Origin of the sequence: Rhabdothermincola sp., from assembly GCF_036846205.1 — a bacterium.
Classification (GTDB): Bacteria; Actinomycetota; Acidimicrobiia; order Acidimicrobiales; family Acidimicrobilacustridaceae; genus Rhabdothermincola.
Genome location: NZ_DAIUCK010000024.1, coordinates 1 through 24,627 on the forward strand (window position 1 = coordinate 1; position 24,627 = coordinate 24,627).

Genomic DNA, 24,627 nt, shown 5'->3' on the forward strand with positions numbered 1-24,627 from the left:
CGCCGCCGCTGAAGGGGTGGCGATCGCCACGTTCGCCCTCCTCCGCTGGGACCGCACGGCGAGCCATACCGACGTCGCGTCGGGCCCCCAGCCGGACCGAACGGAGACCTTCGCGGAGGTCGGCGCCGAGATCCCTGCCAACACCTCCCGAGGCGCCCCCGTCCTCCCCGAGCCGACCGGTTCCGGCGAGGAGCGCACCACGGAGGCGGCGCCGATCGGCGAGTCCCAGCTCGGGTTCTTCACCAACCCTGCGGATCTCCGCGACGCGGTGCGCGCTGCCTATGGGCCGGTCGGGGCGGCAGCCGCGACGCCGAGCACGACCGGCTCAGGTGGAGGAGCCTCCGACCTTTCCGCGACCACGGCCATGATGGGCCCGTCCCCTTGCGCACCGGTCACCAACGCCACCGATTCGTCGCTCGGCCCATGGGTGTATGCCGCTGGCGTGACCTACCGGGGCGTGCCGGCGTACGTCGACGTGTTCGCTCCCGGCGACGGCTCTCCTGAGGTCGTGATGGTCACGGCGGTGGAAGGATGCCGCATCCTCGAGCGCTTCACGCTCTGATTCCCCCGCCACTCCCCACCGCTCCCTCGTCGGCGGTGCGTGCCGTGCCGGCGGCGAAGCTCGCCACCTTTCGGCACTAGGATCGCCGGCATGGCGAGCCCGGCCGATCGCGCGGTCCCGATGGCCGACCGGTCCTCCCCGGCGGACGACTGGCCTGCCCAGGCGACGGACGCCATCGTCAACGTGGTCGACCAGGTCCGCGACAAGACCACGGGGCCGATCCTCACCGCCTCGCGGGCGCTGGTCTTCGGGTTGATCACGTTCTTGCTCGCCACCATCGTCGTGGTCCTGGTGATCGTCGCGATGTTGCGACTGCTCAACGAGTTGCTGCCGGCCGTCTGGCTCACCTACCTGATCGTCGGGGTGTTCTTCACCGGGGTCGGGGCGATCCTGTTCCGGAAGCGGCACGCGCCGCCCTATCTCTGACGGATACCCCCTGGGGAATAGCTCGGGCCCACGACCCGTTGGCGGGGACACCTCCGTGACCAGTTGCCAGGAGCACTGCACCGTGGAAGGACTCACATGACGACCGACGTACGTAACGTCATCATCATCGGCTCCGGTCCCGCGGGCCTGACCGCGGCCATCTACACCGCCAGGGCCAACCTCCACCCCCTCGTGATCGAGGGTGAGCCGTCATCGACCAGCGATCAACCCGGTGGCCAGCTCATGCTCACCACCGAAGTCGAGAACTTTCCCGGTTTCCCGGAAGGCATCATGGGCCCCGAGCTGATGGCCCGGTTCCGTGAGCAGGCCCTGCGGTTCGGAGCAGAGATCGTCACCGAACGGGTCACCAGAGTCGACCTGTCGAGCAGGCCGTTCGGGATCTGGGTGGGTGACCCCGAAGCCGAACAGCCCACCTACCGCAGCCGCGCCGTCATCGTGTCCACCGGGGCCCGCTCGCTCATGCTGGGCCTCGAGGGTGAGCGACGCCTGCTCGGGCACGGCGTTTCGACCTGTGCCACCTGCGACGGTTTTTTCTTCCGGGGTCAGCACATCGCGGTCGTGGGGGGTGGCGATTCGGCGGTCGAAGAGGCCACCTTCCTCACCAAGTTCGCCGAGAAGGTCACGCTCATCCACCGGCGTGACGAGCTTCGGGCCTCGAAGATCATGCAGGAGCGAGCCTTCGCCAACCCCAAGATCGAGATCCTCTGGAACCACGTGGTCGAGGAGGTGCTGGGGACGACCACCGTCGAGGGTCTCAAGGTTCGCAACGTCATCACCGGCGAGATCTCCGAGCTGGCCGTGACCGGCCTGTTCGTGGCCATCGGCCACCAGCCCAACACCGATCTGTTCAAGGGACAGCTGGAGATGGAAGACACGGGGTACCTGATCACCCGCGAGGGCACCCGCACCAACGTCGAGGGGGTCTTCGCGTGCGGTGACGTCCAGGACCACGTGTACCGCCAGGCGATCACCGCGGCCGGCTCAGGCTGCATGGCCGCCATCGATGCCGAGCGGTGGCTGGACGCACAGCCCCATCCATGACCGGTTCGGCATCGCGCTACGGTGAGCGCTGCGATGGCGCGCCGGCGCTCACGGAATGCCGCCCGCGGTCTGCACGTTGGTGTGATTCCCGCTCGTAGCCCAGAAGGATCCAGTGATGTCCGTACCCGTCACCACGCTCTCCGACGCCACCTTCGACGAAGAGGTACTCGGGGCCGATCAGCCGGTCCTCGTCGATTTCTGGGCCGAGTGGTGCGGCCCCTGCAAAATGATCGCCCCAGTCCTCGAGGAGATCGCCACCGAACACCCCGGTCTGCGGGTCACCAAACTCAACGTGGACGACAACCCTGACATCCCGCTCCGCTTTTCGGTGATGAGTATCCCGACGCTTATCGTTTTCAAAGATGGCAAGGAGGCGGCCCGTATCGTCGGAGCTAGAGGCAAGGCGCAACTCCTACAGGAGTTGAGTCAGTTCCTCTGAACCTCGCGGGTCAACCTCACCCCGACTGATGAGCGCGGGGGTTCTGGTGTCTGAGCGTCCCACCTCGGCGAGCCCGACCACCCTTCCGTTGCTGCCCAACGCCTGCGGCGAAGCGGTGCGCGACCTCCAGCGGCGGCTCACTGCGCTGGGCCACGAGATCGATCCCGGCGAGGTGGGAACCTTCGGTCCGAGTACCGAACGGGCCGTGCGGCGATTCCAGGAGAGCCGGGGTCTCCTGGTCAACGGCTCGTGCGATGCACCGACGTGGGCGGCGTTGGTGGAAGCCGGCTACCGGCTCGGTGATCGGCTGCTCTACCACCGCAACCCGATGCTCCGCGGCGATGACGTGGCCGATCTCCAGTTGCGACTCGGAGCGCTGGGATTCGACGCTGGCCGCGTGGACGGCATTTTCGGTCCCAACACCGAAGCCGCATTGAAAGACTTCCAGCGCAACACCGGCCTGACGACCGACGGGGTCTGCGGGCGCGATGTACTCGCCACGCTCGAGCGGCTCGGCGGCCGCGTCGATCACAACTCGAGCGTTGCTGGGGTCCGCGAACGTGACCGCCTCCGGCACTCGCCACGTGCGCTCCACGGTCGACGACTAGCGATCGGCGACGGGGGTGGGCTGGAGGTGGTGGTCACCGCCATGGCCAGGGATCTGCAGGCCAAGGGGGCGGTGGTGGCCGTACTCAACCATCCTGACCCGTCAATCCACGCCCGGGAAGCAAACGAGTTCGACGCTGATGTCTACCTCGGTCTCGGCTTCGGTGACCAGGACCTCTGCCAGTGCACCTACTACGCCACGACAGGCTTTGAGAGCGCCGGTGGGCATCATCTCGCCGACGTCCTCACCACCACCCTCCACCAGCAAGCAGGACTCCCCGTTGCTGAGAGCCGGGCGATGCGGCTGCCGATCCTCCGGGAGACCCGGATGCCCGCCGTGATGTGCTACCTCGGACCAGTGGATCAGGTGGTCGTGGGCACCGCCACCGTCGCCGAAGCCTTGGTCACCGGGTTGGTCCATTGGGTGGAGGATCCCGTCGTCACGTGAACCGGTCCGTTCGCCCAGGACTCCCTCATGTGACAGATGCCACTGAAGTCGAACGGTTGACCACAGGGTTTGTCACAGGTTGTGGATCAACCAGAGCATCGCGCGGTCACGAGGGGTCGGCGTTTCAGCTCGTTCCCGCCGTGATCACCCCGTAGATTCGCTCAAGATCGTCAAGGGTGGCGAACTCGATGATCACCCTCCCCCGATCGGCGCCGAGTGTGACTTTCACCCTGGTGTCGAGACGATCCGCGAGCAGGGCCTCGAGTTCCAGGATGGCAGCGGGCCTGGTCTCGCCCGGTTCGCGTGGGGTCGATGTCTCGACCGGTGGGGTGACCGGGCCTGCACCATCCGTCGTCGACGGCTCGTCGCCTTGCACCTGCCGGCGCACCAGCTCCTCGACCTCTCGCACCGTCAACTCCTCAGCCACGGCCAACCGGGCCAGCTCTTCCTGGAAGGCCTGATCCGGCACGCCGAGGATGGCTCGAGCGTGGCCCGCGGAGAGCCGACCCTCCGCCACGAGCTTCTGGACCGCTCCTGGCAACTGGAGCAATCGAATCGTGTTCGCCACCGCCGATCGGCTCTTGCCCACTCGGGTCGCCACCTGATCCTGGGTGAGTGAGAAGTCATCGATGAGCTGCTGGTATGCCGCCGCCTCTTCCAGCGGGTTCAAATCCTCTCGATGCAGGTTCTCAACCAGCGCTTGCTCCAGCGACTGTTCGCTCTGCACCGTGCGGACCAACGCAGGGATGGTCGACAGGCCTGCCCTCTGCGCTGCTCGCCATCGCCGTTCACCGGCGATCAGCTCGTACAAATCGGTGCCAGCAGGACGGACCAGGATCGGCTGCAGGACGCCGACCTCCCGAATGGACGCGGTCAGCGAGGCCAGTGCCTCCTCATCGAAATGTGAACGGGGTTGGTATCGGTTGGGCTCGATCTGGCTGATCGAGAGTTCCCGGAGTTGGGGACCTCCGTCCCTCGCATCCTCTGAGGCGGGAATCAGCGCCCCGAGGCCCTTACCCAACCCGCTGCGCCGCGCCACCGCTGACCTCCTTCGCCAGCTCCCGGTAGGCGATCGCACCTCGGGAACTCGGATCGAACGTGATGATGGGTTGACCGAACGATGGGGCCTCGGACAACCGCACCGTGCGCGGCACTACCTGCCGCAACACCTTGTCGCCGAAATGGGCCCGTACCTCGCTGGCCACCTGATCCGCCAACTTTGTGCGAGCATCGAACATGACCAGCACGATGGCGCTGACCTCGAGGTCGGGATTCAGGTTCCGTTGCACCAGATCGACGTTTCGGAGCAGCTGACCCAAACCCTCCAGTGCGTAGTACTCGCACTGGATCGGCACCAGCACCTCCGACGCCGCCGCAAAGGCGTTCACCGTGAGTAGACCAAGCGATGGTGGGCAGTCGATCAGGATGTAGTCGTAGTCGTCACGGACTTCCCGCACTGCCTTGCGGAGCTTCAACTCCCGGCTGAATGCCGGAACAAGTTCGATCTCGGCCCCTGCGAGATCCAGGCTAGCGGGAGCCACGAACAGCCCTCGGACCGACGACCCCTCGATGCAGTCATCGAGGGGGACGTCGTTGATGATCACGTCGTACATCGAGGCATCGAGGGCCCGGATGTTGATACCGAGCCCGGTCGAGGCGTTCCCTTGCGGATCGAGATCGATGACGAGCGTGCGGTAGCCCAGCTCGGCCAGGCACGCACCCAGGTTCACCGCGGTGGTCGTCTTCCCCACCCCGCCCTTCTGGTTGGCGATCGCGATCACCCGGGGTAATGGGCGACGAACCGTGGCCGGTGCTCCTGCCTCGATGATCCGCTCGGCGAGATCGATGTCCCCGGGCAGGTCAATGGCGGGTTCCGGTGACGAGTCCACCCGGTCGACGTCGCGATCCGACGGTTCGTCGGCCAGGGTCGGCTTGGGGTCGGCCACCGCAGCCTGGCTCGGTTGTCCAGGCAAAAACCTGCTCAGGATGCCGAAGGCGGGGCGTCCACCGCTTCCGCTGGATTCGGGGGTCACCGGTCCATCCTTCCTGTCGAACGGCGGCGTGGTCAAGCACCGTGGCGGTGTTTCACGTGGAACATCCGGTCAGTGGAACAGCGGCCTCTTCGCCGGTATCCCGACCCGACGCGGGAAGCGCTCGGGACAGGGTCTCGTTTGCTTCAAGACTTGGATTCCGCGAACGACGCCTTCTGGTTGCAACCCCAACTCTGCCAGCTCCTCCGGTGGCCAGCGCCGCTTCTCCTCGGGGTGCGGCGGCTCGCTCACCAGCAGGTAACCGTCCCGTCGCAGGAAGCCCGTCGCGCACTCGGCGGTGACCGCCGGTGGCCCGAAGCTCCGAGCCACCACCAGATCGATCTGGTGACGGAGCTGCGCATCCCGGGACAGTAGCTCCGCACGGCCCCAGCGAACTGAGACCCGGTCGGCCAGACCAAGGGTGTTGACAGCCTCGTGGAGGAACGCTGCTCGCCGCTCGCCGGCCTCGACCAAGACCCAGGTGAGCTCGGCATCGGCGACGGCGAGCGCCAGACCCGGCACTCCACCGCCACTGCCCAGGTCAACAGCCCGGGCGAAAAGGGCTCCTCGTGCCCGAAGCTCGTCGATCCGGCTCCCGAAACGCTCCGCCTGTCGGACGTGCTCGTCCACGGGTCCGGGACCGAGAAACCCCCTGGCCCGTGCCTCCTCGAGCACCGCCAGCAGCGCTGCCCCTTCGGCGGACGGGCTCACTCGCGGCCCTCGCCGGTCGCAGAGGCGGATCGCAGGGAGTGGTCCGGGCTCAGGGCTGGGGAACGATGATGACTCGGCGACGAGGATCTTCGCCCTCGGAGAGCGTCGACACCCCGTCGATCGCGTTCACGGTGTCGTGGACGACCTTGCGATCGGCGGACCCCATCGGTTCGAGAGCCTTCTGCACCCCGGTCCGCTTGACTTCTTCAGCGACCGAGCGAGCGAACCGCTCCAGTGCCTGGCGGCGACGCTCACGGTATCCCGCCACATCCACGCGGAACCGTCCACGGTGAGCGCCGTGGGCCTGGCGCTGCACCACAGTCCGAGCGAGCTCCTGCACTGCGACGAGCGTCTGGCCCTTGGGGCCGATCAACAAGCCCAGGTCGTCGCCTTCGATCCTCACTTCCAGGGTGTCATCGTCGACGCGCACCTGCTGCACGTCTCCGTCGAGATCGAACGCGTCAAGCAAGCCCTCCAAGAAGGCCTCCACGATGTCCCCCTGCTCCTCCAAGGAGACCTCCTCCACCGTCATGCCCGGGCCTCCTTCGTCGGGGCTGCTGGACTCCATGACTTGCTCTGACGGTACCGCACCAGCATCGCCTGCGCGCCCCGGTGCACCTCGACCACCGCGTCCCCGCCGGCGAGACCGTCGTGTACTCGTCGCCGTGGCTCGTTTCCCTGGGGTTTCGGGGTTCTCGACGATCTCAGCATCGCCAGACTCGGTTGGGCGTTCCCGCCCCTGCTGAGGCGGGGCCTGGCCCGCCTGCTGCTGATTGACGGTCTTCGGTGACCGCACTCGCCCCTGCTCACGGCCGTTGTCACCGGCCGACCGCCCACGCCTCCGACGCTCACGGCGGTCGGCTTTCGGTCGAGGCTGGGTCGGCTTGACCCGGGCCCTCACCCGAGCCTCACGGCGAATCCGTCCGAAGAGCCCAGCCTTGGGCTCCTCGAGCACCTCGAACTCCGCGTCGCTCAGGTCGACGCCCAACTGGTCGAGGGCTCGGTCCTTCGCTTCGTCCACCGTTCGCCCGGTGGTCTCCACCCACTCCAACCTTGGCTACCTCTTCTTCTTTCGCGCGCGTGGCTGCAGAGCCGGCTGGCCCGTCCCGCGGCTCGTCTTCGGGGTGACCCGGCTCGCCCCACCGGTACGGCTCGAGGGCCGCTTGGCCACCTTGGCCGCGTCCTGTTTCCCACTCTTGTCCGCGCCCCGGGTCTTGCCGGTGTCGTCCTTCCTAGGCGAGCTCTGCTTCTTGGCCGGCGAGGTGGCAGCCTTCTTGCCAGCCTCCCGGTTGGCCTTCAGTTCCGCCCGGGACATCCCGTAGATACTGCGCGAGATGAACGCCTGCTGCCCGATGCGGTAGAGGTTCGACACGGCGAAATACAGGACCAGACCGACCGGGAGCCCGAACGAGATCACCGGGAGGAACACCGGCATGATGCGCATGATCATCTGCTGCTGCGGATTGATCTGCGCGTTGGGGTTGCGGCCCTGAATCTGTCGTTGCTGGACGAACCCAGTGACCGCGACGATGGCGATGAGAACCAGGTACGGCAACGCATGCAGGATGCCGGTGCTCAGCGCCTGGCTGGCCGACTCCGCCAGGTTCATCCCCAGCGGCCCACTCATGGTCGTCGAGCCGTGCAGGGCCTGATACATCTCCGTATCAGGGTGAATGAAGGCGGGATCGAACGGACGTTCGATCCCGGGTGGGGTTCCCGGCGTCTTCCCCACCCCGAGCTGACCGGTCACCCAACCGGCATCGAACCCCAACGAGCTCTCGCGCCGGGTGAGGCCACGAAGCACCTGGTACAGCACCAAGAACACCGGCATCTGCACGAGCAGGGGGAGGCAACCTCCCAACGGGTTGAGGTTGTTCTCCTTGTAGAACCTGAGGAGCTCCTCGTTCAGCCGCTGTCGATCGTCCTTGTACTGTTGTTGGATCTTGCGGATCTCCGGTTGGAGCTGCTGCATGACCATCATGGAGCGGGTGCCCTTCAGGGTCAGTGGCGTCACGATGATCATCACGAGCAGCGTCAGCATCGTGATGGCGAACGCGTAGCTGTGCACGAGCCCGTAGAAGAACGACAGGATCGCGGCGAAGAAATCGAAGAACGCGTTCATCAAGCGACCTTCCGTTGCGTGGTCGACGAGGAGGATCGGGCCCGCGGTTCAGGTACCGGGTCCCAACCGTGACTGCCCCATGGGTGGCAGCGACCCAACCTCCGGGCGGCCAACCAACCCCCGCGTATCGATCCATGGATCTGGATGGCCTCAAGGGCGTAGGTGGAACAGCTCGGCGTGTAGCGGCACGGCGACGGGCGCCAGGCGAAAACCCACTGGTAGGCCCGGATCAGCGCCACCAACAGGCGAGCCGGGAGCCGGACTCGGCGCGACGCGCTCACTCGCGCCCCTTCCCCACACGCTCGAGCGCTGCTGTCACGTTGCTCCTCAACTCCTCATGAGACAGTGCCACGGCGCCCGGATCCACGCCGATCAGGTACGCCCCTGGCCTGAGTGGACTGTCCACATCCTGGGCCAGCTCCACCAGTACTCCACGAAGGCGCCGCCGGATGCGGTTTCGCACCACCGCTGAGCCCACCCGCCTGCTGACGGCGAATGCGACCCTCGGTGGCTCGTGCCGCTCACTCGGGGTCTTCGCGGGCAGGTGCGTGACCCGAACCGGTCCGGACCGAGACCGCCTTCCGTACTGGCGGAGCGCGTCGAAGGTCCCGCGGTCGCGGACTCGCCAGATCAGGCCGACAGTCGCTGCCGCCCCTTCAAGCGACGGGCCCTCAAGACTCGGCGTCCTGCTCGCGTCGACATGCGGTGCCGGAAACCGTGCCGCTTGGCTCGGCGACGATTGTTGGGCTGGAACGTTCGCTTCACTTCTTGCCTCCTCGACCACCGAGCCTCCCTCGGCTGGCGGCGTTGTGGAAATCCGAGTGGCGAGACCCTCCGGCACATGGGGCGCCACCCGGCCGCGCGTCCCGAAGACCATCCGCGCGTATCTCGGCGAGACTCGCCAATGCTGGTCGCGAGGGTAGAACCGTGGTCGCGAGAGGGGCAACCCGGCTCGGCTCGATCCCCGGCTGGTCCACTGGAAACCCTTACTGACCAGCTCATTCACGGCCGACACCCGTACCCCGTGCGCGATCGTCCACAGGGTGCTACGGTCGCCGATCGCACCGAATCGACTCGTTCGCCCCTCGGCGCAGCCGGTCGGTCGCAACAGGGCTGGCTACCCGACAAGAGGCGCCGGCCACGTTTTCCACAGTTGTGGACTCCGTTGTGGACGTGATGGTACCCAAGGAGGCGTACGGGCTGGTGGAGGGAGCGCATGAGTTGTGGACAGCATGTGCGGAGATCCTCCGCGAGCAGGTCTCCGAGGCTGTCTGGCTCACCACCTTCAACGCTGCCAAGCCCTTGGAGCTTGCCGATGGGCAACTCCGCTTGGCCGTGCCGAGCAGCGTCGTGCGGGACCGTATCGAGGGCCGCTATCTGACGTTGGTGCGCAGTGCGCTCGCCGATGTGGGCGGCGGAGCCATCGAGCTCCGCATCGAGGTGCACACGGAGGGTGACCAGGCAGCCACTCGAGATGAGTTCACAGCACCCGCCCATGGCGACCGTCAGGACATCCACAATCCTGTGGACAGCGGTCGTCATCCAGTCGGCACACCCGACGACACCGGCACCCGCCGGGGGCGGGAGCCGGATTTCGTCAACCCCCGCTACACGTTCGAGGCCTTCGTCATCGGCACCTCGAACCGATTCGCTCACGCCGCGGCCCTCTCCGTGGCGGAAACTCCGGCTCGCTCCTACAACCCGCTGTTCATCTACGGCGACGCCGGCCTCGGCAAGACCCACCTCCTCCAAGCGATCGCGCACTACGTCAACGAGAACTACCCGACGTTCGTCGTGCGCTACGTGACCACCGAGACATTCCTCAACCAGTTCGTCGACGCCATCCGGGCTGGCGCCATGGCCGATTTCAAGAAGCGCTACCGCGAAGTCGACGTCCTCCTGCTGGACGACATCCAGTTCATCGAGAAGAGCGAGCAGCTCCAAGACGAGTTCTTCCACACGTTCAACGCCCTCTACCAGGCAAACCGCCAGATCGTCCTCTCCTCGGACCGCCCGCCCGACGCCATGGCCACGCTCGAGGAGCGGCTCCGCAGCCGGTTCAAGATGGGGCTCACCACCGAGATCAACCCACCCGAGCTCGAGACCCGGTTGGCGATCCTCCGCAAGAAGGCCGAGAACGAACCGGTGCCTCCACCGCCGGAGGTCCTCGAGTTCATCGCGTCAAACATCACCAACAACATCCGTGAGCTGGAAGGTGCACTCATCCGGGTTTGTGCTTATGCGAGCCTCACCGACGAGAAGCTCTCAGTCGATCTCGCCGAGCGGGTGCTCTCGGATCTCATCACCGACAGCGGGCCGAAACCCATCACCCCCGAACTCATCATGCGCAAGACGTGCGAGATGTTCGGCTACTCGGAAGAAGAGATCCGGGGCAAGAGCCGTCGGCGTCCCCTCGTCACCGCCCGCCAGATCGGCATGTACGTCTTCCGGGAGATGACCGATCTGAGCTACCCCGCCATCGCGCGGGAATTCGGCGGCCGGGACCACACAACCGTCATCCACGCGGTGGAGAAGGTGGGCGCCCTCATGAAGGAACGCCGGCAGGTCTACGACCAGGTCACCGCGCTCACCCAAGCCGTCCGGAGTGGATCCTGACCGGCTCAATCTCACCTGGAGCGCGTGCCTGTGGGGAAGACACCGTGGAGAAGTCTGTGGATCGCCCGCCCGCGAGCGTGGACATCTGCTCGGCGATCCCCCGACCCGCCCGGCCACCATGCCAACCTGTGAGGGACTGGGGATGGCCCGAGGACAGCGAAACCAGTCCTGACCTGCGCCAGCGAGTAGATGTCCACAATCCCCAGCCCCTACTACGGCTACTACCAGCTATCAATCAACGAGAAGCGATAGAGAAAGCGAGCCTGCGGTGAAGTTCCGGTGTGAACGCGACAAGCTCGTCGAGGCCCTCGGTGCTGCCCAGCGAGCGGTGACCAACCGGGGCAGCAGCCTGCCGGTGCTGTCAGGAGTCCGGCTGGAGCTCGCGGGTGAGCGACTGCGGGTGACCGGCAGCGACCTCGATCTCACCATCTCCGCCACGATCGAGGTCGCAGCAGGTGACGACGGTGTCGGGGTCCTGCCTGCCAAGCTTGTGACCGACATCGTCCGAGCACTTGGCCCCGGTGCGGTCGAGGTCGAGGTCGATGACGACGAGGCTCGCATCGTGGCAGGCCGGTCGCAGTTCGCGGTGCGGACCATCCCAGCCCACGAGTTCCCCCAACTCCCGGAGCCGGCCGACCAGTCCGTGGAGCTCGACGCCCGAGCGTTCGCCGATGCCTTGCGGCAGGTGGTCTCCGCGGCGAGTGTGGACGAGGCTCGGCCGATCCTCACTGGTGTACTGATGGCCGCCGAAGGTGACGGCCTCCGCCTCGTGGCCACCGACTCGTACCGGCTCGCGGTGCGTGATCTTCCCGGCACATCGGTCCTGGAGCCGGACCAGAGCGTGCTCGTGCCGTCTCACGCCCTGAAGGAGCTGACCCGCTTGCTCGGGGATGCGTCGACCATCACCTTGCGTCTCGGGGATCGGGACGCGTCCTTCGAGCTCGACGGGATCGGCGACCTGAACACGGTGCGGCTGATGACCCGGCTGATCGAGGGGGAGTTCCCCAACTACCGGGGTCTCATCCCGAAGAACCAGCCGAACCGGCTGACCGTGGAGCGAGAGGCGTTGCTCGAAGCGCTCCGGCGGGTACGTCTGCTTGCTCGAGAGGCCACGCCGGTTCGCCTGGTCATGAGGCCTGACAACCTCGAGCTCCTTGCTGTCACCCAGGACGTCGGACAGGCACACGAGGAGCTCGACGCGAAGTACGAAGGCACCGAACTGACGGTGGCCTTCAACCCGGAGTACCTGATTGCAGGCATCGAGGTCACTCCTGGTGATGAGATCACCCTCGAGACGATCGACGCCCTGAAACCGGCGCTCGTGCACGGTCTCGGTGACACCGAGTTCCTGTACCTGCTGATGCCGGTGCGGGTGAGTTGACACCCCTTGTATCTGCGTCGGCTCTGGCTCGAGGACTTCCGTAACTACGAGCATGCCGAGGTCGACCTGGCCCGCGGCCTGACCGCAGTGATCGGCGACAATGGGCAGGGCAAGAGCAACCTGGTCGAGGCGATCGGCTACCTCGCGACCCTCTCATCGTTCCGTGGGGCACCGAACGAGGCCCTGGTCCGCAAGGGGCGGGATCGGGCGGTGGTTCGCGCCGAGGGCGAGCGCGCCGGTCGATCGCTGCTGATCGAAGCGGAGATCGCCGCCCACGGCCGGGGCCGGGTGCTGGTCAACAAACAGCGGCTGGTGAGGAACCGCGATCTGCTGGGGGCACTACGGGTGACGATCTTCGCCCCTGACGACCTGGCACTGGTCAAGGGGGCTCCGGTGGAGCGCCGCCGGTTCCTCGATGATGCTCTCGTTGCCATCCGGACGAGCAACGACCTGCTCCGCACGGAGTACGAGCGAGTCGTGCGGCAGCGCAACGCGCTGCTCAGGCAAGCCGGCGGCCGTCTCGCCCCGGACATCGCCACGACCCTGGAGGTCTGGGACGCCAAGCTGGTCGAGACGGGTGAAGCGCTGGCCGCGCAACGGGTGCGCCTGCTCGATGTGTTGGAGCCGTACCTCTCGAACGCCTACGACCAGGTCGCTGGGGTCCCAGCGGCCGTGACGGCCCGTTACGTGGCGCCCTGGCGTGAGCACGGCCTCGCTGCTGCCATTCACGATCTCCGGCGGGATGAGCTGCGTCGCGGCGTGAGCCTGGTCGGGCCCCATCGTGACGACGTCGAGTTGCGGATCGACGACCTGCCGGCCCGCACGCACGGGTCGCAGGGCGAACAACGCTCGCTGGCCTTCGCGCTGCGCTTGGCCGTGCACACCGCGGTCACGGACGTAGTCGGTGCAGCGCCACTGCTGGTACTCGACGACGTGTTCTCCGAGCTCGACCCCCGCCGGAGCGACGCGCTGCTGCGAGCGTTGCCCCCGGGCCAGACGGTGCTGACGACCGCCGTGTCGTTGCCGTCCGGGGCACGATGTCAGCGCGTCCTCCAGGTGCATGACGGTCTGGTGGTGGAGCAGTCAGCGGTGTGGTAGGCGTACGGGTCTTGCACCGGCACGGCCAGGTGGGTGTGGCGTATCGGCTGGGGCTGCTCCGGGTCTGATCTCGTCCCCGCCTGGTCGGGTTCACTGGGGCCATACTCTCGGGCGATGAGCTGGCGACCGCTCCCGACGAGCGACGGGAACGATTCCCAACCCGAACGGCTGGCGCACAGCCTCGACCGGGTGGTCCGGCACCTGGGAGGCTCCTCGGCCGGCGCCGTCGGTGGCCTGTTCGGCTCATGGGAGCAGATCGTCGGTGAGCGTGTGGCTCGGCACGCGACGCCCTCGGCACTGCGGGACGGGGTCCTGGTGGTCGCCGTCGACGACCCCGCATGGGCGACCCAGCTGCGGTTCCTCGAACGTGAGATCCTGGGCCGGGTGCAGGAGGTGCTGAACCTTCCGGAGCTGGCTCGCCTGGAGGTTCGCGTCCGCCGATCGAGGGGCTGATCGGCCCGCTCGGGAGCCACCCGGCAGCGGGTGCTGTTCGACGGAAGCGTCGGCCCCGGCTGGTAGACTTTGATCATTGTGATCGGTGCCGTCGAGCAAGCTTTTCCTACGTGTTCCGGCGACGATCTCCCCAGATGAGAGCCGTGCACCGGCCGTGCCGGAGCACCGAGTCGGAAAGGCCGTGGCTGCGTGGCGCAGACCGCTGAATCGACGTACGGAGCGAAGGACATCACCGTCCTCGAGGGCCTCGAAGCCGTGCGCAAGCGTCCCGGCATGTACATCGGCTCCACCGGGCCGGCCGGGCTTCACCACCTCGTGTACGAGGTCGTCGACAACGCGGTCGACGAGGCGATGGCTGGGTATGCCAGCCGCATCGACGTCACGCTGTTGCCCGACGGTGGCTGTGAGGTGGTCGATGACGGGCGCGGGATCCCCGTCGATCCCCATCCGGATCCGAAGCTGAAGAAGAAGTCGGCCGCCGAGGTGGTCCTCACGGTGCTCCACGCGGGCGGCAAGTTCGGCGGTGACGGCTACAAGGTCTCAGGCGGGCTCCACGGCGTGGGCGTCTCGGTCGTGAACGCGCTGTCCCGCCGGCTCGAGGTGGAGATCGACCGCGATGGTCAACGCCACTACATGGACTTCGAGAACGGCGGGAAGACCAAGACCAGGCTCAAGGTGATCGGCAAGGCGCCACGTGGCCGTACCGGTACGACGGTGCGGTTCTGGCCCGATCCTGCGATCTTCGACGAGATCAACTTCCGGGCCCAGACATTGCTGGAGCGCTTCCAGATGATGGCGTTCCTCAACCGGGGCCTCGAGATCCGCTTCGTCGACAAACGACCTGACGGGCACCCCGAGCCCGTCGTGTTCAAGTACGCGGGGGGCATCGTCGACTTCGTCCGGCACCTCAACGAGACCAAGGAGCCGCTCTTCAAGCGCATCGGCTACTTCGAGCAGGCCGAAGACGACCAGGAAGTGGAGATCGCGTTCCAGTGGAACACCGGCTACCAGACCGACGGCCTCCACTCCTTCGCCAACGGCATCGCCACCATCGAAGGCGGGATGCACGAGGAGGGCTTCAAGAAGGCTCTCACCAACGTGGTGAACCGCTACGCGCGCGAGAAAGGCCTCATCAAGGAGAAGGACGACAACCTCCAGGGTGAGGACATCCGTGAGGGTCTCACGGCGATCATCTCGGTCCGTCTGCGCGAGCCCCAGTTCGAGGGCCAGACGAAGGGCAAGCTCGGCAACGTGTCGATGCGTTCGCTCGTCGAGCGGGCCACGAACGAGAAGCTGCGTGACTGGTTCGAGGAGAACCCGACCGAGGCCCGCAAGGTCGTGCAGAAGGCCGTGCAGGCTTCCCGAGCGCGCATCGCCGCCCGCAAGGCCAGGGAGGCCACCCGCCGCAAGTCGGCGCTCGAAGGCGCGGGCATGCCCGACAAGCTGCGGGACTGCGCGAGCCGCAATCGTGACGAGTGTGAGCTGTTCATCGTCGAGGGTGATTCCGCCGGTGGGTCCGCAGTGCAGGCCCGTAACCCGAACAACCAGGCGATCCTCCCCATCCGAGGCAAGATCCTCAACGTTGAGCGGGCTCGCATCGACCAGATGCTGAAGAACGCGGAGATCCAGGCACTCATCTCCGCGATCGGTGCCGGGGTCGGTGAGGAGTTCGATGTCGAGAAGATCCGCTATGACAAGGTCATCATCATGTGTGACGCCGACGTCGACGGCTCACACATCCGCACCTTGCTCCTCACCTTTTTCTTCCGGCAGATGAAGGACCTGGTCGAACAGGAGCACGTCTACATCGCCCAGCCCCCGCTGTACTCGACGGTGGTCGGCAAGGAGAAGGTGTATCTCAAGGACGACCAGGCCAAGGCCGCGTTCCTGCAGGAGCACCCGAACCACAAGAAGGAGTTCCAGCGTTTGAAGGGCCTCGGCGAGATGGACTGGGAGGAGCTCGGCGAGACCACGATGGACCCTGCGAACCGGACGCTGCTCAAGGTGTCGGTCGAGGCCGCGGCCATCGCGGACGAGGTCTTCTCCGTGCTCATGGGTGACGACGTCGAGTCACGCAAGCAGTTCATTGCCAGCAACGCCAAAGACGTGCGCTTCATCGACATCTGAGGGATGCCGCTGCCATGACCGACATGACTCCCCCTGACGACGGCGAGAACCGAGCCGGTATCAACATCCAACAGATCGAGATCCAGGAGGAGATGGAACGCTCCTTCCTGGACTACGCGATGTCGGTCATCACGGCGCGGGCGTTGCCCGACGCGCGCGACGGTCTCAAGCCGGTGCACCGCCGGATCCTGTGGGGCATGTACGACCTGCGCGCGCTTCCCGACCGGCCGACCCTCAAGTGCGCCCGGGTCACGGGCGAGGTGATGGGCAAGTACCACCCGCACGGCGACAGCGCGATCTACGACGCGTTGGTCCGGATGGGGCAGGACTTCTCGCTTCGCCATCCTCTCATCCATCCGAAGGGCAACTTCGGCTCACCAGACGATCCACCTGCGGCGTCGCGCTACACCGAGTGTCGGCTGGCTCCGATCGCACTGGAGATGCTGGAGGGGATCGACGAGGAGACAGTCGACTTCGCGGATAACTACTCGGGTGAGTTCACCGAGCCGGTCGTCCTTCCAGCCCGCTTCCCCAACTTGCTGGTCAACGGCAGCCAGGGCATCGCGGTCGGCATGGCCACGAACATCCCCCCGCACAACCTCGCCGAGGTCGTCGACGCGGTGATCCATCTTCTGGACCACCCCGACGCCACCCCGCAGGACCTCATGCAGTTCGTGACCGGTCCGGACTTCCCCACCGGCGGTCTCATCATGGGGCGCCAAGGCATTATCGACGCGTACACCACCGGGCGAGGCTCGATCCGCATCCGGGGCAAGGCCGAGATCCAGGAAGGCAGCCGCAACGACCAGATCATCATCACCGAGCTTCCCTACCAGGTCAGCCCCGACGCGGTGCTCACGAAGATCCGGGACCTCGTCGAAGCCCGTGAGCTCGACGGCATCGCCGACTTGAACAACGAGTCCGCCAAGGGCCAGCTCCGGTTGGTGGTCAAGCTCAAGAAAGACGCGCCCGCGCTCGTGGTGCTCAACAACCTCTACAAGCGCACGCCGCTGCAGACGAACTTCGCGGTCAACTGCGTCGCGCTGGTCGACGGGGTGCCGCGCACGCTCAATCTCCGCGACGCGCTGGTCGCTTACATCGATCACCAGGTCGAGGTGATCACGCGCCGGTCGCAGTTCCGGCTCGACAAGGCCCGAGCCCGGGCTCACATCGTCGAGGGTCTCATCAAGGCCCTGGACCTCATTGACGAGATCATCGCCACCATCCGGGCTTCCGACGACAAGGCCGCGGCGCGCACAGCGCTGATGGCCGAGCCGTTCTCCTTCAGCGAGGTACAGGCCGAGCACATCCTGGACATGCAGCTCTCCCGGCTCACCCGTCTCGGTCGCACCCAGCTCGAGGAGGAGCTGGCCGAGCTGCGGGAGACCATCGCGGAGCTCGAGGCCATCCTGTCCGACGAGGGTCGACTCCGGGGCGTGATCAAGACCGAACTGGGTGAGATCAAGGAGCGATACGGGGAGCCGAGGCGCAGCCAGATCACCTTCGATGTGGGTGACCTCGACATCGAGGACCTGATCGAGGACGAAGAGCTCGTGGTGACGATGTCGGCGAAGGGCTACATCAAGACCATGGCGTCCGACGTCTTCCGCACCCAGAGCCGAGGAGGTCGCGGGGTGGCCGGCGCGAAGCTCAAGGACGAGGACTACGTCACCCACATCATCCACACGTCCGCGCACGCCTACCTGCTCTTCTTCTCCAGTCGTGGGCGGGTGTACCGGCTGAAGGCGCACGAGATCCCGATGAAGGAGCGCACGGCTCGGGCCACAGCGATCGTGAACCTGCTCCCGCTCCAGCCGGGAGAGACGATCCAGTCGATCATCGACACCCGGGACTACGAGACGAACCGGTTCCTGTTCTTCTGCACCAAGAACGGCCAGGTCAAGAAGACGAAGTTCACCGAGTACGACTCGTCGCTGCGAACCGGCCTGATCGCACTGAACCTTCGCGAGGGTGACGAACTGGTGAAGGTGATCCCCACCAACGGCACCGACGACATCTTCCTCGTGAGCCGCAAGGGCATGGCGATCCGCTTCTCCGAAGAGGAGGTGCGGGCCATGGGACGGGCGGCGGCCGGCGTGCGCGGCATGCGGCTCAAGGAAGGCGACCAGGTCGTCTCCTGTGACGTGGCTCGCGACGACGCCAGCATCCTGATCGTCACCAATGGCGGATACGGCAAGCGCACCCAGCTCGACAAGTTCAACCGGCAGGGCCGCGGGGGTCAGGGGGTGCGCGGCATCAAGCTCACGGCGAAGAAGGGCGAGGTGGTCTCCGCGTTCATGGTCGGCCTCGACGACGAGATCTTCGTGATCGCGTCGAGCGGGGTGGTCATCCGCATGCCGGTGCGGCAGATCTCGTCCCAGGGCCGCGATGCGACCGGCGTGAGGGTGATGAACCTCGATCCTGACCAGGTCGTCGCCGCGGCGGCGCCGGTGCTGCAAGCCGACGACGATCAGAACTGATCACTCGGTCGCCCGTACCGCCGGCTCGAGCCGGTTGTCTCTTCCCCCGCCTGCTGTCGATACCGGAAGGACACGCGGATGGGAGGAAGACGGGCTACACGAGTGGCGGACGGTCGAGCCTGCGCTGACACCGGGCAGGTGGCTCCGCTGCTCGCGCTGGTGGTGATCGTCGCCGCCGTTGGGATGTTGCTGATCGCTCGGGTGGCGGCGACCGCCGGGGAGCGAGCCCGGGCCCGCAACGCCGCCGATGCGGCGGCTCTGGCGGGGGTGAGCGGCACCGAGGCGGACGCCAGGTCGTTGGCGGAGGCGAACGGTGGGGTGCTCGTGCGCTTCGTGCGCGTTGAACGTGTTGTGGAGGTCACGGTCCGGGTAGGGGGCTCCCATGCGTCAGCACGGGCCGCCCGAGGAGGCTGAAGCGCGGCTGTCGTCGGTTGATCACCTGGACGGTGCCGAGGGGCTCACCCTCCGTGATCCCGTACACTTCCGGGCGATGCCGACCGATCCCCTCCCCGCCCGAGCGGCGGGCGACGACGCGTTCCTCGACGAGCTGGCGGCGTCGGTGGTGGTGTCGGAGGCGATCCTCGATCCCCCGGTCGGTGCGACGGCCCACGGCGGTGGGGTCAACGGAGAACGGTATGGCGAGGAGACCTCGAGCCGCCCGCAGCCCACGTCGATCCCCACCGGGGTGCCGCTGGAGGCCCGGCAGGTCGAGCGGCTCGTCCGGCGAGTCCGCCTGTGGTCGGTGCTGCGGGTGTCACTGGTCTTCTACAGCTGCCTCTGGTTGGTGACCACGGTGGCCGGCGTGATCCTGTGGCGGATGGCGCTCTCTGGTGGCCTGCTCGACAACGCCGAGAGCTTCCTGGCCGAGTTGCTGTCGCTGGAATCGTTCTCGATCGACGGAGGGACGGTGCTGCGCGCCTCGGTGATCGCCGGGGCGGTCTTCGTCGTCGCCGGCACGACGATGACGGTCTTGCTGGTCCTGCTGTTCAACCTGATCAGCGAGCTCACCGGCGGGATCCGCCTAGCGGTGGTCGAGCTCGAGACCGCTCGTCCGGTCACCACCGACGATCTGCCCGGCGGCAGGCTGCCGGCTCGGTGGGCTCGGCGCGCGACGGCCCGTTCGGGCTCGCCGGCCGCCGATCGCGTCCGCTAGCGTTCATCGTCCGGTACGGGGCTATAGCTCAGTCGGTTAGAGCGCATCCCTGATAAGGATGAGGTCGCTGGTTCGATTCCAGCTAGCCCCACCCCCCGGCGCATGCCTGGCTGCAGCGCTCGACCACCTCCGGAGACCGCCCATGAAGATGGTCCGCAAGGCACTGATCGCCGTCGGCCTCGCAGGCATCGTCGCGGCGATCTTGCGGTTGCGAGGCACGGGCGGCACCCCGCCCAAGGACGGGGGCTGGCGAGAGCTGGCTGGCCCCGAGCTGAGCTGACCGGCGGTCCCGACGATGCGTGTCGCCGTCCTGGGGGCGGGTGCGGTGGGTACCCGCCTGGCACGCCAGCTCGTGTCGACCGAGCAGGTGTCCGAGGTGGTGCTGCGCGACCCGAACCGGTCCCGCCTGGAGGACGTGGCCCGGTCGCTCGGGGAAGGTGCGATTGCCGACTCGTCCGGGTTGCTCGAGCCTCTCGACGCGGACGTGGTCGTGCTGGCCGGGGATCCAGGCGCCCATGACGTCCTCGCAGCCCGGTTCCTGCGGGCCAACCAGCACGTCGTCTCGGTGAGCGACGACCTTCGGGACGTGCGGGCGTTGCTCGAGCTCGACAGCGAGGCGCGGGAACGGGGCCGATCGGTGGTGGTCGGGGCTGGGTTCGCACCTGGGCTCACGTGCGTGCTCGCGGCGCACGGTGCGCGCCGCTTCGACACGGTCGACGAGGTTCACGTCGCCAAGGTCGGCACCGGCGGGCCGGCCTGTGCCCGCCAGCACCACCGCGCGCTCGGTCGGATGGCCCTCGACTGGCGCGAGGGTGGCTGGGTACAACGACCTCCGATGTCGGGGCGGGAGCTGGCCTGGTTTCCTGATCCGGTCGGCGCGCAGGACTGCTACCGCGCTGCGCTCCCCGACGCCTTGCTGCTCGTCCCGGCCTTCCCGGGTGTCCAGCGGGTGACCTCTCGCGTGGCCGCCACCCGTCGCGACCGGCTCACCGCTCGTCTACCGATGCTCTGGCCAACCCATCCCGAAGGTGGTCCAGGTGCGGTGCGGGTGGAGATCCGGGGTCGACGAGGTTGCGCTCGTGACGTGGCCGTGTTCGGTGTGATGGACCGGCCGGCGGTGGCAGCGGGCGCGGTCGCGGCGGTGGCCGCGTGGTGGGCAGCCGAAGGCCGGCTCGCACGCCATGGGGCTGCCGGTCTCGCTGAGCTGGCCGAACCGCTCCCGTTCCTGCTCGAGCTGGGCCGCCGCGGCGTGCGTGCCGCGGTGTTCGAGGGCGATGCGCCGTGAGGCTCCAGCAACCGCTCTTCTAGTGCGTTTGACCTAGTCTTGGTCACGTTTCGCGCGGCCGGCCATCCCTCGCGACACGTAGCGCGCGCCGTCGTGTTTCGGATGCATGACGTCTCAGGTCTTCGCCCTCTGCTCTCCTAAAGTCGCGCTCCGTGGTGGACGAAAACCTCTGGGCGTTGTGACTGGGAGGGTCCGCATGCGAAGCGACAAGGGCGAGGCGCACGATCTCACCGCGTTGATCGAAGAGCATCTCCCCCTCGTGAAGCACATCGTGTTCCAGGTTGCCGTGCACTTTCCGCGCCACGTCGATCGGGACGAGCTGGCACGAGCCGGCGCGCTCGGACTGGTCGAGGCTGCCCGCCGGTATGACGAAGCCCGGGGTGTGCCCTTCGACCGTTTCGCCGCGCAGCGGATCCGCGGAGCGATCCTCGATGCCGTGCGAGCCGCCGATTGGGCTCCCCGCTCGGTGCGCACGCTCGCTCGGAAGCTCGAGTCGGTCGAACAGCGACTTGCCACCCAGTTGGGTCGGCTGCCAGGTCCGGCGGAGATGGCTGAGGCGCTGGGTATGACCCAGGCCGAGTTGGCCCGGCTGCAGGACCGGCTGTTCCGGTCGGTGGTCCTGGCCCTCGAGCACGAGGTGACCGACGACAGCGACGAGGACCTCACCCTGGTCGACGTCCTGTGCGACCGGGCCCAGGTCGAGCCCCTGGAGGAGCTCGAGACCCGCGAGCTCCACGCCTACCTGCGTGACGCCGTGGAGCTCCTGCCGGAGCGGCAACGGCTGGTGATCGTCGGCTACTTCCTCGAAGGTCGCAGCTCGCAGGAGCTCGCTCGCTTCCTCGGGGTGACCGAATCGCGAGTGTCCCAGCTGCGCTCCGAGGCCCTGGCCATGCTCAAGGAGGGCATCGAAGCCCAGTACTCGGGCCCGGTGGCCGCTCCGGAGCAGGCGAGCGGGCGGGTGGCCCGCCGGAAGGCCAGCTACGCGGCCGCGATCGCGGATGCCAGCGCGTGGCGGAGCCGGCTCACCCCGGTTGCGGTCTAGGCGGGGTCTGCTCCTGGGGTCGAAGCTGCCGGTCCCGCGCCGCTACCCACCCCGCCGGGTGAGTGGTCATCCGCGGCGGCGGTGGCGGAGGTAGAGCACCGCTGCTCCGCCGATGATGACGGCGACCACCACACCGAACACCGCCAGCCCCGCGGTGCTGGCGGGGGAGCCCTCTTCGGTGATCGCCGAGTCTGCAGCAGTCGAGGGTGGCGCGGTGGAGGCCGGTGCCGTGGTAGTGGTCGTGGTGCTGGGTGGGGCGATGGAGCGAGGCAGCGTGATCGAGGGGGCGACGTTGGGTGGCTCCGCGGCGCCGGGAGCGGGTACCTCCACCCAGGCCTCCTCGAGGTCACCGCACTGCTGGATGGTCTTCAGCCAGATCGTCTCGCTGGCCTCGCCCCACACTCGCATCGTGGCGGTGAAGGTGATGCGCTGGTGGTCGGGCACCGACCCGCCGCTCCAGCCGAACTGGTCGGGCCCGAGGTCGACCACCCAGCCCGGTTGTGGTTGGGGGGTCACGTCGGCGACGTTGCTCGGGATCTGCACGCGCAGTGCGTTGGTGGGCTGACCCTGGCAGCCATGGTCGAAGGTGAACTCGACGGTGGCGATCCCGTCGTCGGTGACCTGTGTCGCCTTGGCGTTCACGTGCGCTGCGGCCACCGACGGGAGCAGCACCGAGACGGTGAGGGCGGCAAACACCGAGCACACGGCTCGCACGAAGCCGTTGACTCGGGTGGTGGGGGCGTTCCATGCGCTCATCAGGTGATCCTCACGCGGAAAGTCGTCCGTTGCAGGTCGAAGTCGGTGAGCCGGGCGACGAGGGTGACGTCCCAGGTGCCGGTCAGCGGCATGTCGGCATCGCTCACCAGGAAGTGCCCGGGGCCGGCTCGCGGCACTTCCAGGCGTAGCGGGCCGACGCCGCGCTCGGGCAACTCGAGCTCCACCGTCAGCGAGCGGGGCGTGTCGACGGGTCGACCCGACTGGTCGAGGTACTGCACGTGCATCGCATTCGGGCCCACCGCAGCGGGGGTGACGACCAGGTTGACCTGGTAGGAGCCTGCCGGCAGGGTCTGGTTGAAGACCACGGGGCTGGTGGCGATCGCGTCGCGGGGGGGTGTGGTGTAGACGAGCAGGGAGGTGATCGCCAAGACCACCAGGATGCCCAGCGCTTCGACCCGCACGGTCGTCGCGAGCCGTGACCACGCGGGTGAGCGCGAACCGGTCTGGACGGTCGGGGCGAGGACGGTCGGCGACCCTGCCTCGACGGGCTCCTCGATCGCGGTGGGCCCGGGTCCCTCCCGGAGATCGCCATCGTCCTGATCACGCAGGTCGGCCTCGATGTCGGGTACGAGACGGGAGCGGTTGTAGGCGGCGATGCCGACGATGGCGAGGGTGGCGAAGACCTTCGCCAGCACGAGGCGCCCGTAGGCGGTGGATCCCAACGCCGAGCGGGAGCCCACCTCCTGCCAGGCGAGGACCGCCCCTGCCAGCACCAGCAGGACGAGCGTGACCGCCGCCAGGCTGGAGAAGCGTGCCACCACGGCGGCCGTGGAACGCAGCACCTGAGGATCCTCCGGCGCGTCTCTGAGCCGCCGCCGCAGGAGGAGGGCGAGCCCGACCAACCCGCCGAACCACACCGCGGCCGTGATGGCATGCAGGGCATCAGCCGCGAGTGACACCGCCACGTCCGGTGCCTGGCGGCTGTGACCCCAGAAGATGAAGGCCACGGCGACCGCGAGCGCGCCGTAGAAGGCCAGCACTTGAGCGACGACCAGGCGGGTGGTGTCGGTGGAGACGTGCACGACGGCCAGCCCGACGAGCAGGACGACGGATTGCCAGCCGAGGCCTTCGGCCAGCGCGCCCCGAAGGGTGGCGAGATCGGTCATGGCCGCGAGCCCTCGACCGGTGGTGAGCGCCGCCTGCAGCCCGATGGTGGTGACGGTGGACAGACCCGCGACGAGCGCGGCGACGCGCACCACGGGGGTCAGCGCCCAGCGGTCCGCGCGCTGGTCGTGGACGAATGCCAGGAAGACGGCCAGGCCGGCTGCCAGCAAGGCAGCCACGTAGGTCACGAACCGGCTGACGGTGGCCGCGACGTCGTAGGCGGTGTCGCCCGCGGAGGTGAGCGGAGCGACCCGGGCCTCGTCGATCTCGGTGCCTTCACCGACGCCGAAGACGAACGCACCGCTGATCGGGTGGCCGTCGGCAGAGACCACCCGGTAGCTTGCGACGTAGGTGCCGTCCGCCAGTCCGGGGGGGAGTGACACCGTCAGGGTCTCACCGGAGCCGGAGAGCGTGCTGTCGCCGCTGTCGACCTGGTCACCCTCGGTGTCGAGGACCCGGAGACCGCCCAGATCCGTCGAGACCCGTTCACTGAACTGCACGGTGACCCTGCCCGGTGGCTCAGTGAGGACCTGCCCGCCAGCGGGGTCGGTGGCGACGACGACCGCGTGGGCCGAAGCGGGCGTGGCCCCGGCGAGCAGCATGCCGAGGATCACGGTGGTCGTGGCGAGCAGGGCGGTGATGATCCGCAGCGACGTGCTGGTGCGGGCGCTGGCGCGCATCGATCCATCGTGGCGCACCAGAGGG

The 24,627-nt window shown here is 67.5% G+C and carries 26 protein-coding genes and 1 tRNA gene; 17 read left to right on the plus strand and 10 right to left on the minus strand.

Annotated features, from left to right (window positions below):
• From V7004_RS05285 to V7004_RS05305, 5 genes are all read left to right on the plus strand, one after another.
• Positions 1-562: hypothetical protein (locus tag V7004_RS05285; RefSeq protein ID WP_334142599.1), on the plus strand; the 562-nt coding region annotated here is incomplete at its 5' end.
• A 90-nt stretch (positions 563-652) separates the two neighbouring features.
• Positions 653-988 (plus strand): hypothetical protein, encoded by a 336-nt coding sequence (locus tag V7004_RS05290; protein ID WP_334142600.1) that lies wholly within the window; start codon positions 653-655, stop codon positions 986-988.
• Between the two features lie 96 nt (positions 989-1,084).
• On the plus strand, positions 1,085-2,050 hold the full coding sequence (trxB, locus tag V7004_RS05295) for a thioredoxin-disulfide reductase (RefSeq protein ID WP_334142601.1): 966 nt from the start codon (positions 1,085-1,087) through the stop codon (positions 2,048-2,050).
• Positions 2,051-2,165: 115 nt separating this feature from the next.
• Positions 2,166-2,489: a thioredoxin gene (gene trxA / locus V7004_RS05300; RefSeq protein WP_334142602.1), complete on the plus strand. Its 324-nt coding sequence runs from the start codon at positions 2,166-2,168 to the stop codon at positions 2,487-2,489.
• 46 nt (positions 2,490-2,535) lie between these two features.
• Positions 2,536-3,543: a peptidoglycan-binding protein gene (locus V7004_RS05305; protein ID WP_334142603.1), complete on the plus strand. Its 1,008-nt coding sequence runs from the start codon at positions 2,536-2,538 to the stop codon at positions 3,541-3,543.
• Between the two features lie 124 nt (positions 3,544-3,667).
• Here the strand turns inward: V7004_RS05305 and V7004_RS05310 are convergent, their stop codons facing one another.
• The 8 genes from V7004_RS05310 to rpmH form a co-directional block, all read right to left on the minus strand.
• Positions 3,668-4,582, minus strand: a complete 915-nt coding sequence (locus V7004_RS05310) for a ParB/RepB/Spo0J family partition protein (RefSeq protein WP_334142604.1) — start codon at positions 4,580-4,582, stop codon at positions 3,668-3,670.
• Entirely contained in the window at positions 4,557-5,489 is a 933-nt protein-coding gene (locus V7004_RS05315) for a ParA family protein (RefSeq protein WP_334142605.1), read from the minus strand. The genes V7004_RS05310 and V7004_RS05315 overlap by 26 nt, the downstream gene beginning before the upstream one ends.
• 156 nt (positions 5,490-5,645) lie before the next feature.
• The gene (locus tag V7004_RS05320) at positions 5,646-6,284 is read right to left on the minus strand and encodes an RsmG family class I SAM-dependent methyltransferase (RefSeq protein ID WP_334142606.1); all 639 of its coding nucleotides are present in this window, start codon (positions 6,282-6,284) and stop codon (positions 5,646-5,648) included.
• A gap of 49 nt (positions 6,285-6,333) precedes the next feature.
• Positions 6,334-7,326 (minus strand): RNA-binding cell elongation regulator Jag/EloR, encoded by a 993-nt coding sequence (gene jag / locus V7004_RS05325; protein ID WP_334142607.1) that lies wholly within the window; start codon positions 7,324-7,326, stop codon positions 6,334-6,336.
• Between the two features lie 15 nt (positions 7,327-7,341).
• Positions 7,342-8,406 (minus strand): YidC/Oxa1 family membrane protein insertase, encoded by a 1,065-nt coding sequence (locus tag V7004_RS05330; protein WP_334142608.1) that lies wholly within the window; start codon positions 8,404-8,406, stop codon positions 7,342-7,344.
• Positions 8,406-8,687 carry a membrane protein insertion efficiency factor YidD gene (yidD, locus tag V7004_RS05335; protein ID WP_334142609.1) on the minus strand — a complete coding sequence of 94 codons (282 nt, stop codon included), beginning with the start codon at positions 8,685-8,687 and terminating at the stop codon, positions 8,406-8,408. Before yidD ends, V7004_RS05330 begins: the two co-directional genes overlap by 1 nt.
• Complete coding sequence (gene rnpA, locus V7004_RS15815; RefSeq protein ID WP_442968012.1) at positions 8,684-9,040, minus strand: ribonuclease P protein component; 357 nt, start codon at positions 9,038-9,040, stop codon at positions 8,684-8,686. Before rnpA ends, yidD begins: the two co-directional genes overlap by 4 nt.
• The gene (gene rpmH, locus V7004_RS05340) at positions 9,037-9,171 is read right to left on the minus strand and encodes a 50S ribosomal protein L34 (RefSeq protein ID WP_307781229.1); all 135 of its coding nucleotides are present in this window, start codon (positions 9,169-9,171) and stop codon (positions 9,037-9,039) included. Before rpmH ends, rnpA begins: the two co-directional genes overlap by 4 nt.
• A 411-nt stretch (positions 9,172-9,582) precedes the next feature.
• Between rpmH and dnaA the strand changes: the two genes are divergently transcribed.
• From dnaA to V7004_RS05400, 12 genes are all read left to right on the plus strand, one after another.
• Positions 9,583-11,022: a chromosomal replication initiator protein DnaA gene (gene dnaA / locus V7004_RS05345; protein ID WP_334142629.1), complete on the plus strand. Its 1,440-nt coding sequence runs from the start codon at positions 9,583-9,585 to the stop codon at positions 11,020-11,022.
• A 268-nt stretch (positions 11,023-11,290) separates the two neighbouring features.
• Positions 11,291-12,403 (plus strand): DNA polymerase III subunit beta, encoded by a 1,113-nt coding sequence (gene dnaN, locus V7004_RS05350; RefSeq protein ID WP_334142610.1) that lies wholly within the window; start codon positions 11,291-11,293, stop codon positions 12,401-12,403.
• A gap of 6 nt (positions 12,404-12,409) precedes the next feature.
• Positions 12,410-13,501, plus strand: a complete 1,092-nt coding sequence (recF, locus tag V7004_RS05355; protein WP_334142611.1) for a DNA replication/repair protein RecF — start codon at positions 12,410-12,412, stop codon at positions 13,499-13,501.
• Between the two features lie 114 nt (positions 13,502-13,615).
• Positions 13,616-13,954: a DUF721 domain-containing protein gene (locus tag V7004_RS05360; protein WP_334142612.1), complete on the plus strand. Its 339-nt coding sequence runs from the start codon at positions 13,616-13,618 to the stop codon at positions 13,952-13,954.
• Between the two features lie 189 nt (positions 13,955-14,143).
• Positions 14,144-16,081 carry a DNA topoisomerase (ATP-hydrolyzing) subunit B gene (gene gyrB, locus V7004_RS05365; protein ID WP_334142613.1) on the plus strand — a complete coding sequence of 646 codons (1,938 nt, stop codon included), beginning with the start codon at positions 14,144-14,146 and terminating at the stop codon, positions 16,079-16,081.
• A gap of 14 nt (positions 16,082-16,095) precedes the next feature.
• The gene (gene gyrA / locus V7004_RS05370; protein ID WP_334142614.1) at positions 16,096-18,561 is read left to right on the plus strand and encodes a DNA gyrase subunit A; all 2,466 of its coding nucleotides are present in this window, start codon (positions 16,096-16,098) and stop codon (positions 18,559-18,561) included.
• A 102-nt stretch (positions 18,562-18,663) separates the two neighbouring features.
• Complete coding sequence (locus tag V7004_RS05375; protein WP_334142615.1) at positions 18,664-18,975, plus strand: pilus assembly protein TadG-related protein; 312 nt, start codon at positions 18,664-18,666, stop codon at positions 18,973-18,975.
• A gap of 76 nt (positions 18,976-19,051) precedes the next feature.
• Complete coding sequence (locus V7004_RS05380) at positions 19,052-19,714, plus strand: DUF3566 domain-containing protein (protein WP_334142616.1); 663 nt, start codon at positions 19,052-19,054, stop codon at positions 19,712-19,714.
• A 17-nt stretch (positions 19,715-19,731) separates the two neighbouring features.
• A tRNA-Ile gene (locus tag V7004_RS05385) sits at positions 19,732-19,805 on the plus strand.
• Between the two features lie 51 nt (positions 19,806-19,856).
• Positions 19,857-19,994 carry a hypothetical protein gene (locus V7004_RS05390; protein WP_208029375.1) on the plus strand — a complete coding sequence of 46 codons (138 nt, stop codon included), beginning with the start codon at positions 19,857-19,859 and terminating at the stop codon, positions 19,992-19,994.
• Positions 19,995-20,009: 15 nt separating this feature from the next.
• Positions 20,010-20,999, plus strand: a complete 990-nt coding sequence (locus V7004_RS05395; RefSeq protein WP_334142617.1) for a saccharopine dehydrogenase family protein — start codon at positions 20,010-20,012, stop codon at positions 20,997-20,999.
• Between the two features lie 196 nt (positions 21,000-21,195).
• Positions 21,196-22,041 carry a sigma-70 family RNA polymerase sigma factor gene (locus V7004_RS05400; RefSeq protein WP_334142618.1) on the plus strand — a complete coding sequence of 282 codons (846 nt, stop codon included), beginning with the start codon at positions 21,196-21,198 and terminating at the stop codon, positions 22,039-22,041.
• Positions 22,042-22,107: 66 nt separating this feature from the next.
• Here V7004_RS05400 and V7004_RS05405 read toward each other — a convergent pair whose 3' ends face one another.
• Together V7004_RS05405 and V7004_RS05410 are read right to left on the minus strand one after the other, a co-directional pair.
• Positions 22,108-22,797, minus strand: coding sequence for a DUF1775 domain-containing protein (locus V7004_RS05405; protein WP_334142619.1), 690 nt, complete (start codon positions 22,795-22,797; stop codon positions 22,108-22,110).
• Positions 22,797-24,602 carry a copper resistance CopC/CopD family protein gene (locus V7004_RS05410; protein ID WP_334142620.1) on the minus strand — a complete coding sequence of 602 codons (1,806 nt, stop codon included), beginning with the start codon at positions 24,600-24,602 and terminating at the stop codon, positions 22,797-22,799. The genes V7004_RS05405 and V7004_RS05410 overlap by 1 nt, the downstream gene beginning before the upstream one ends.
• Positions 24,603-24,627 lie beyond the last annotated feature (25 nt).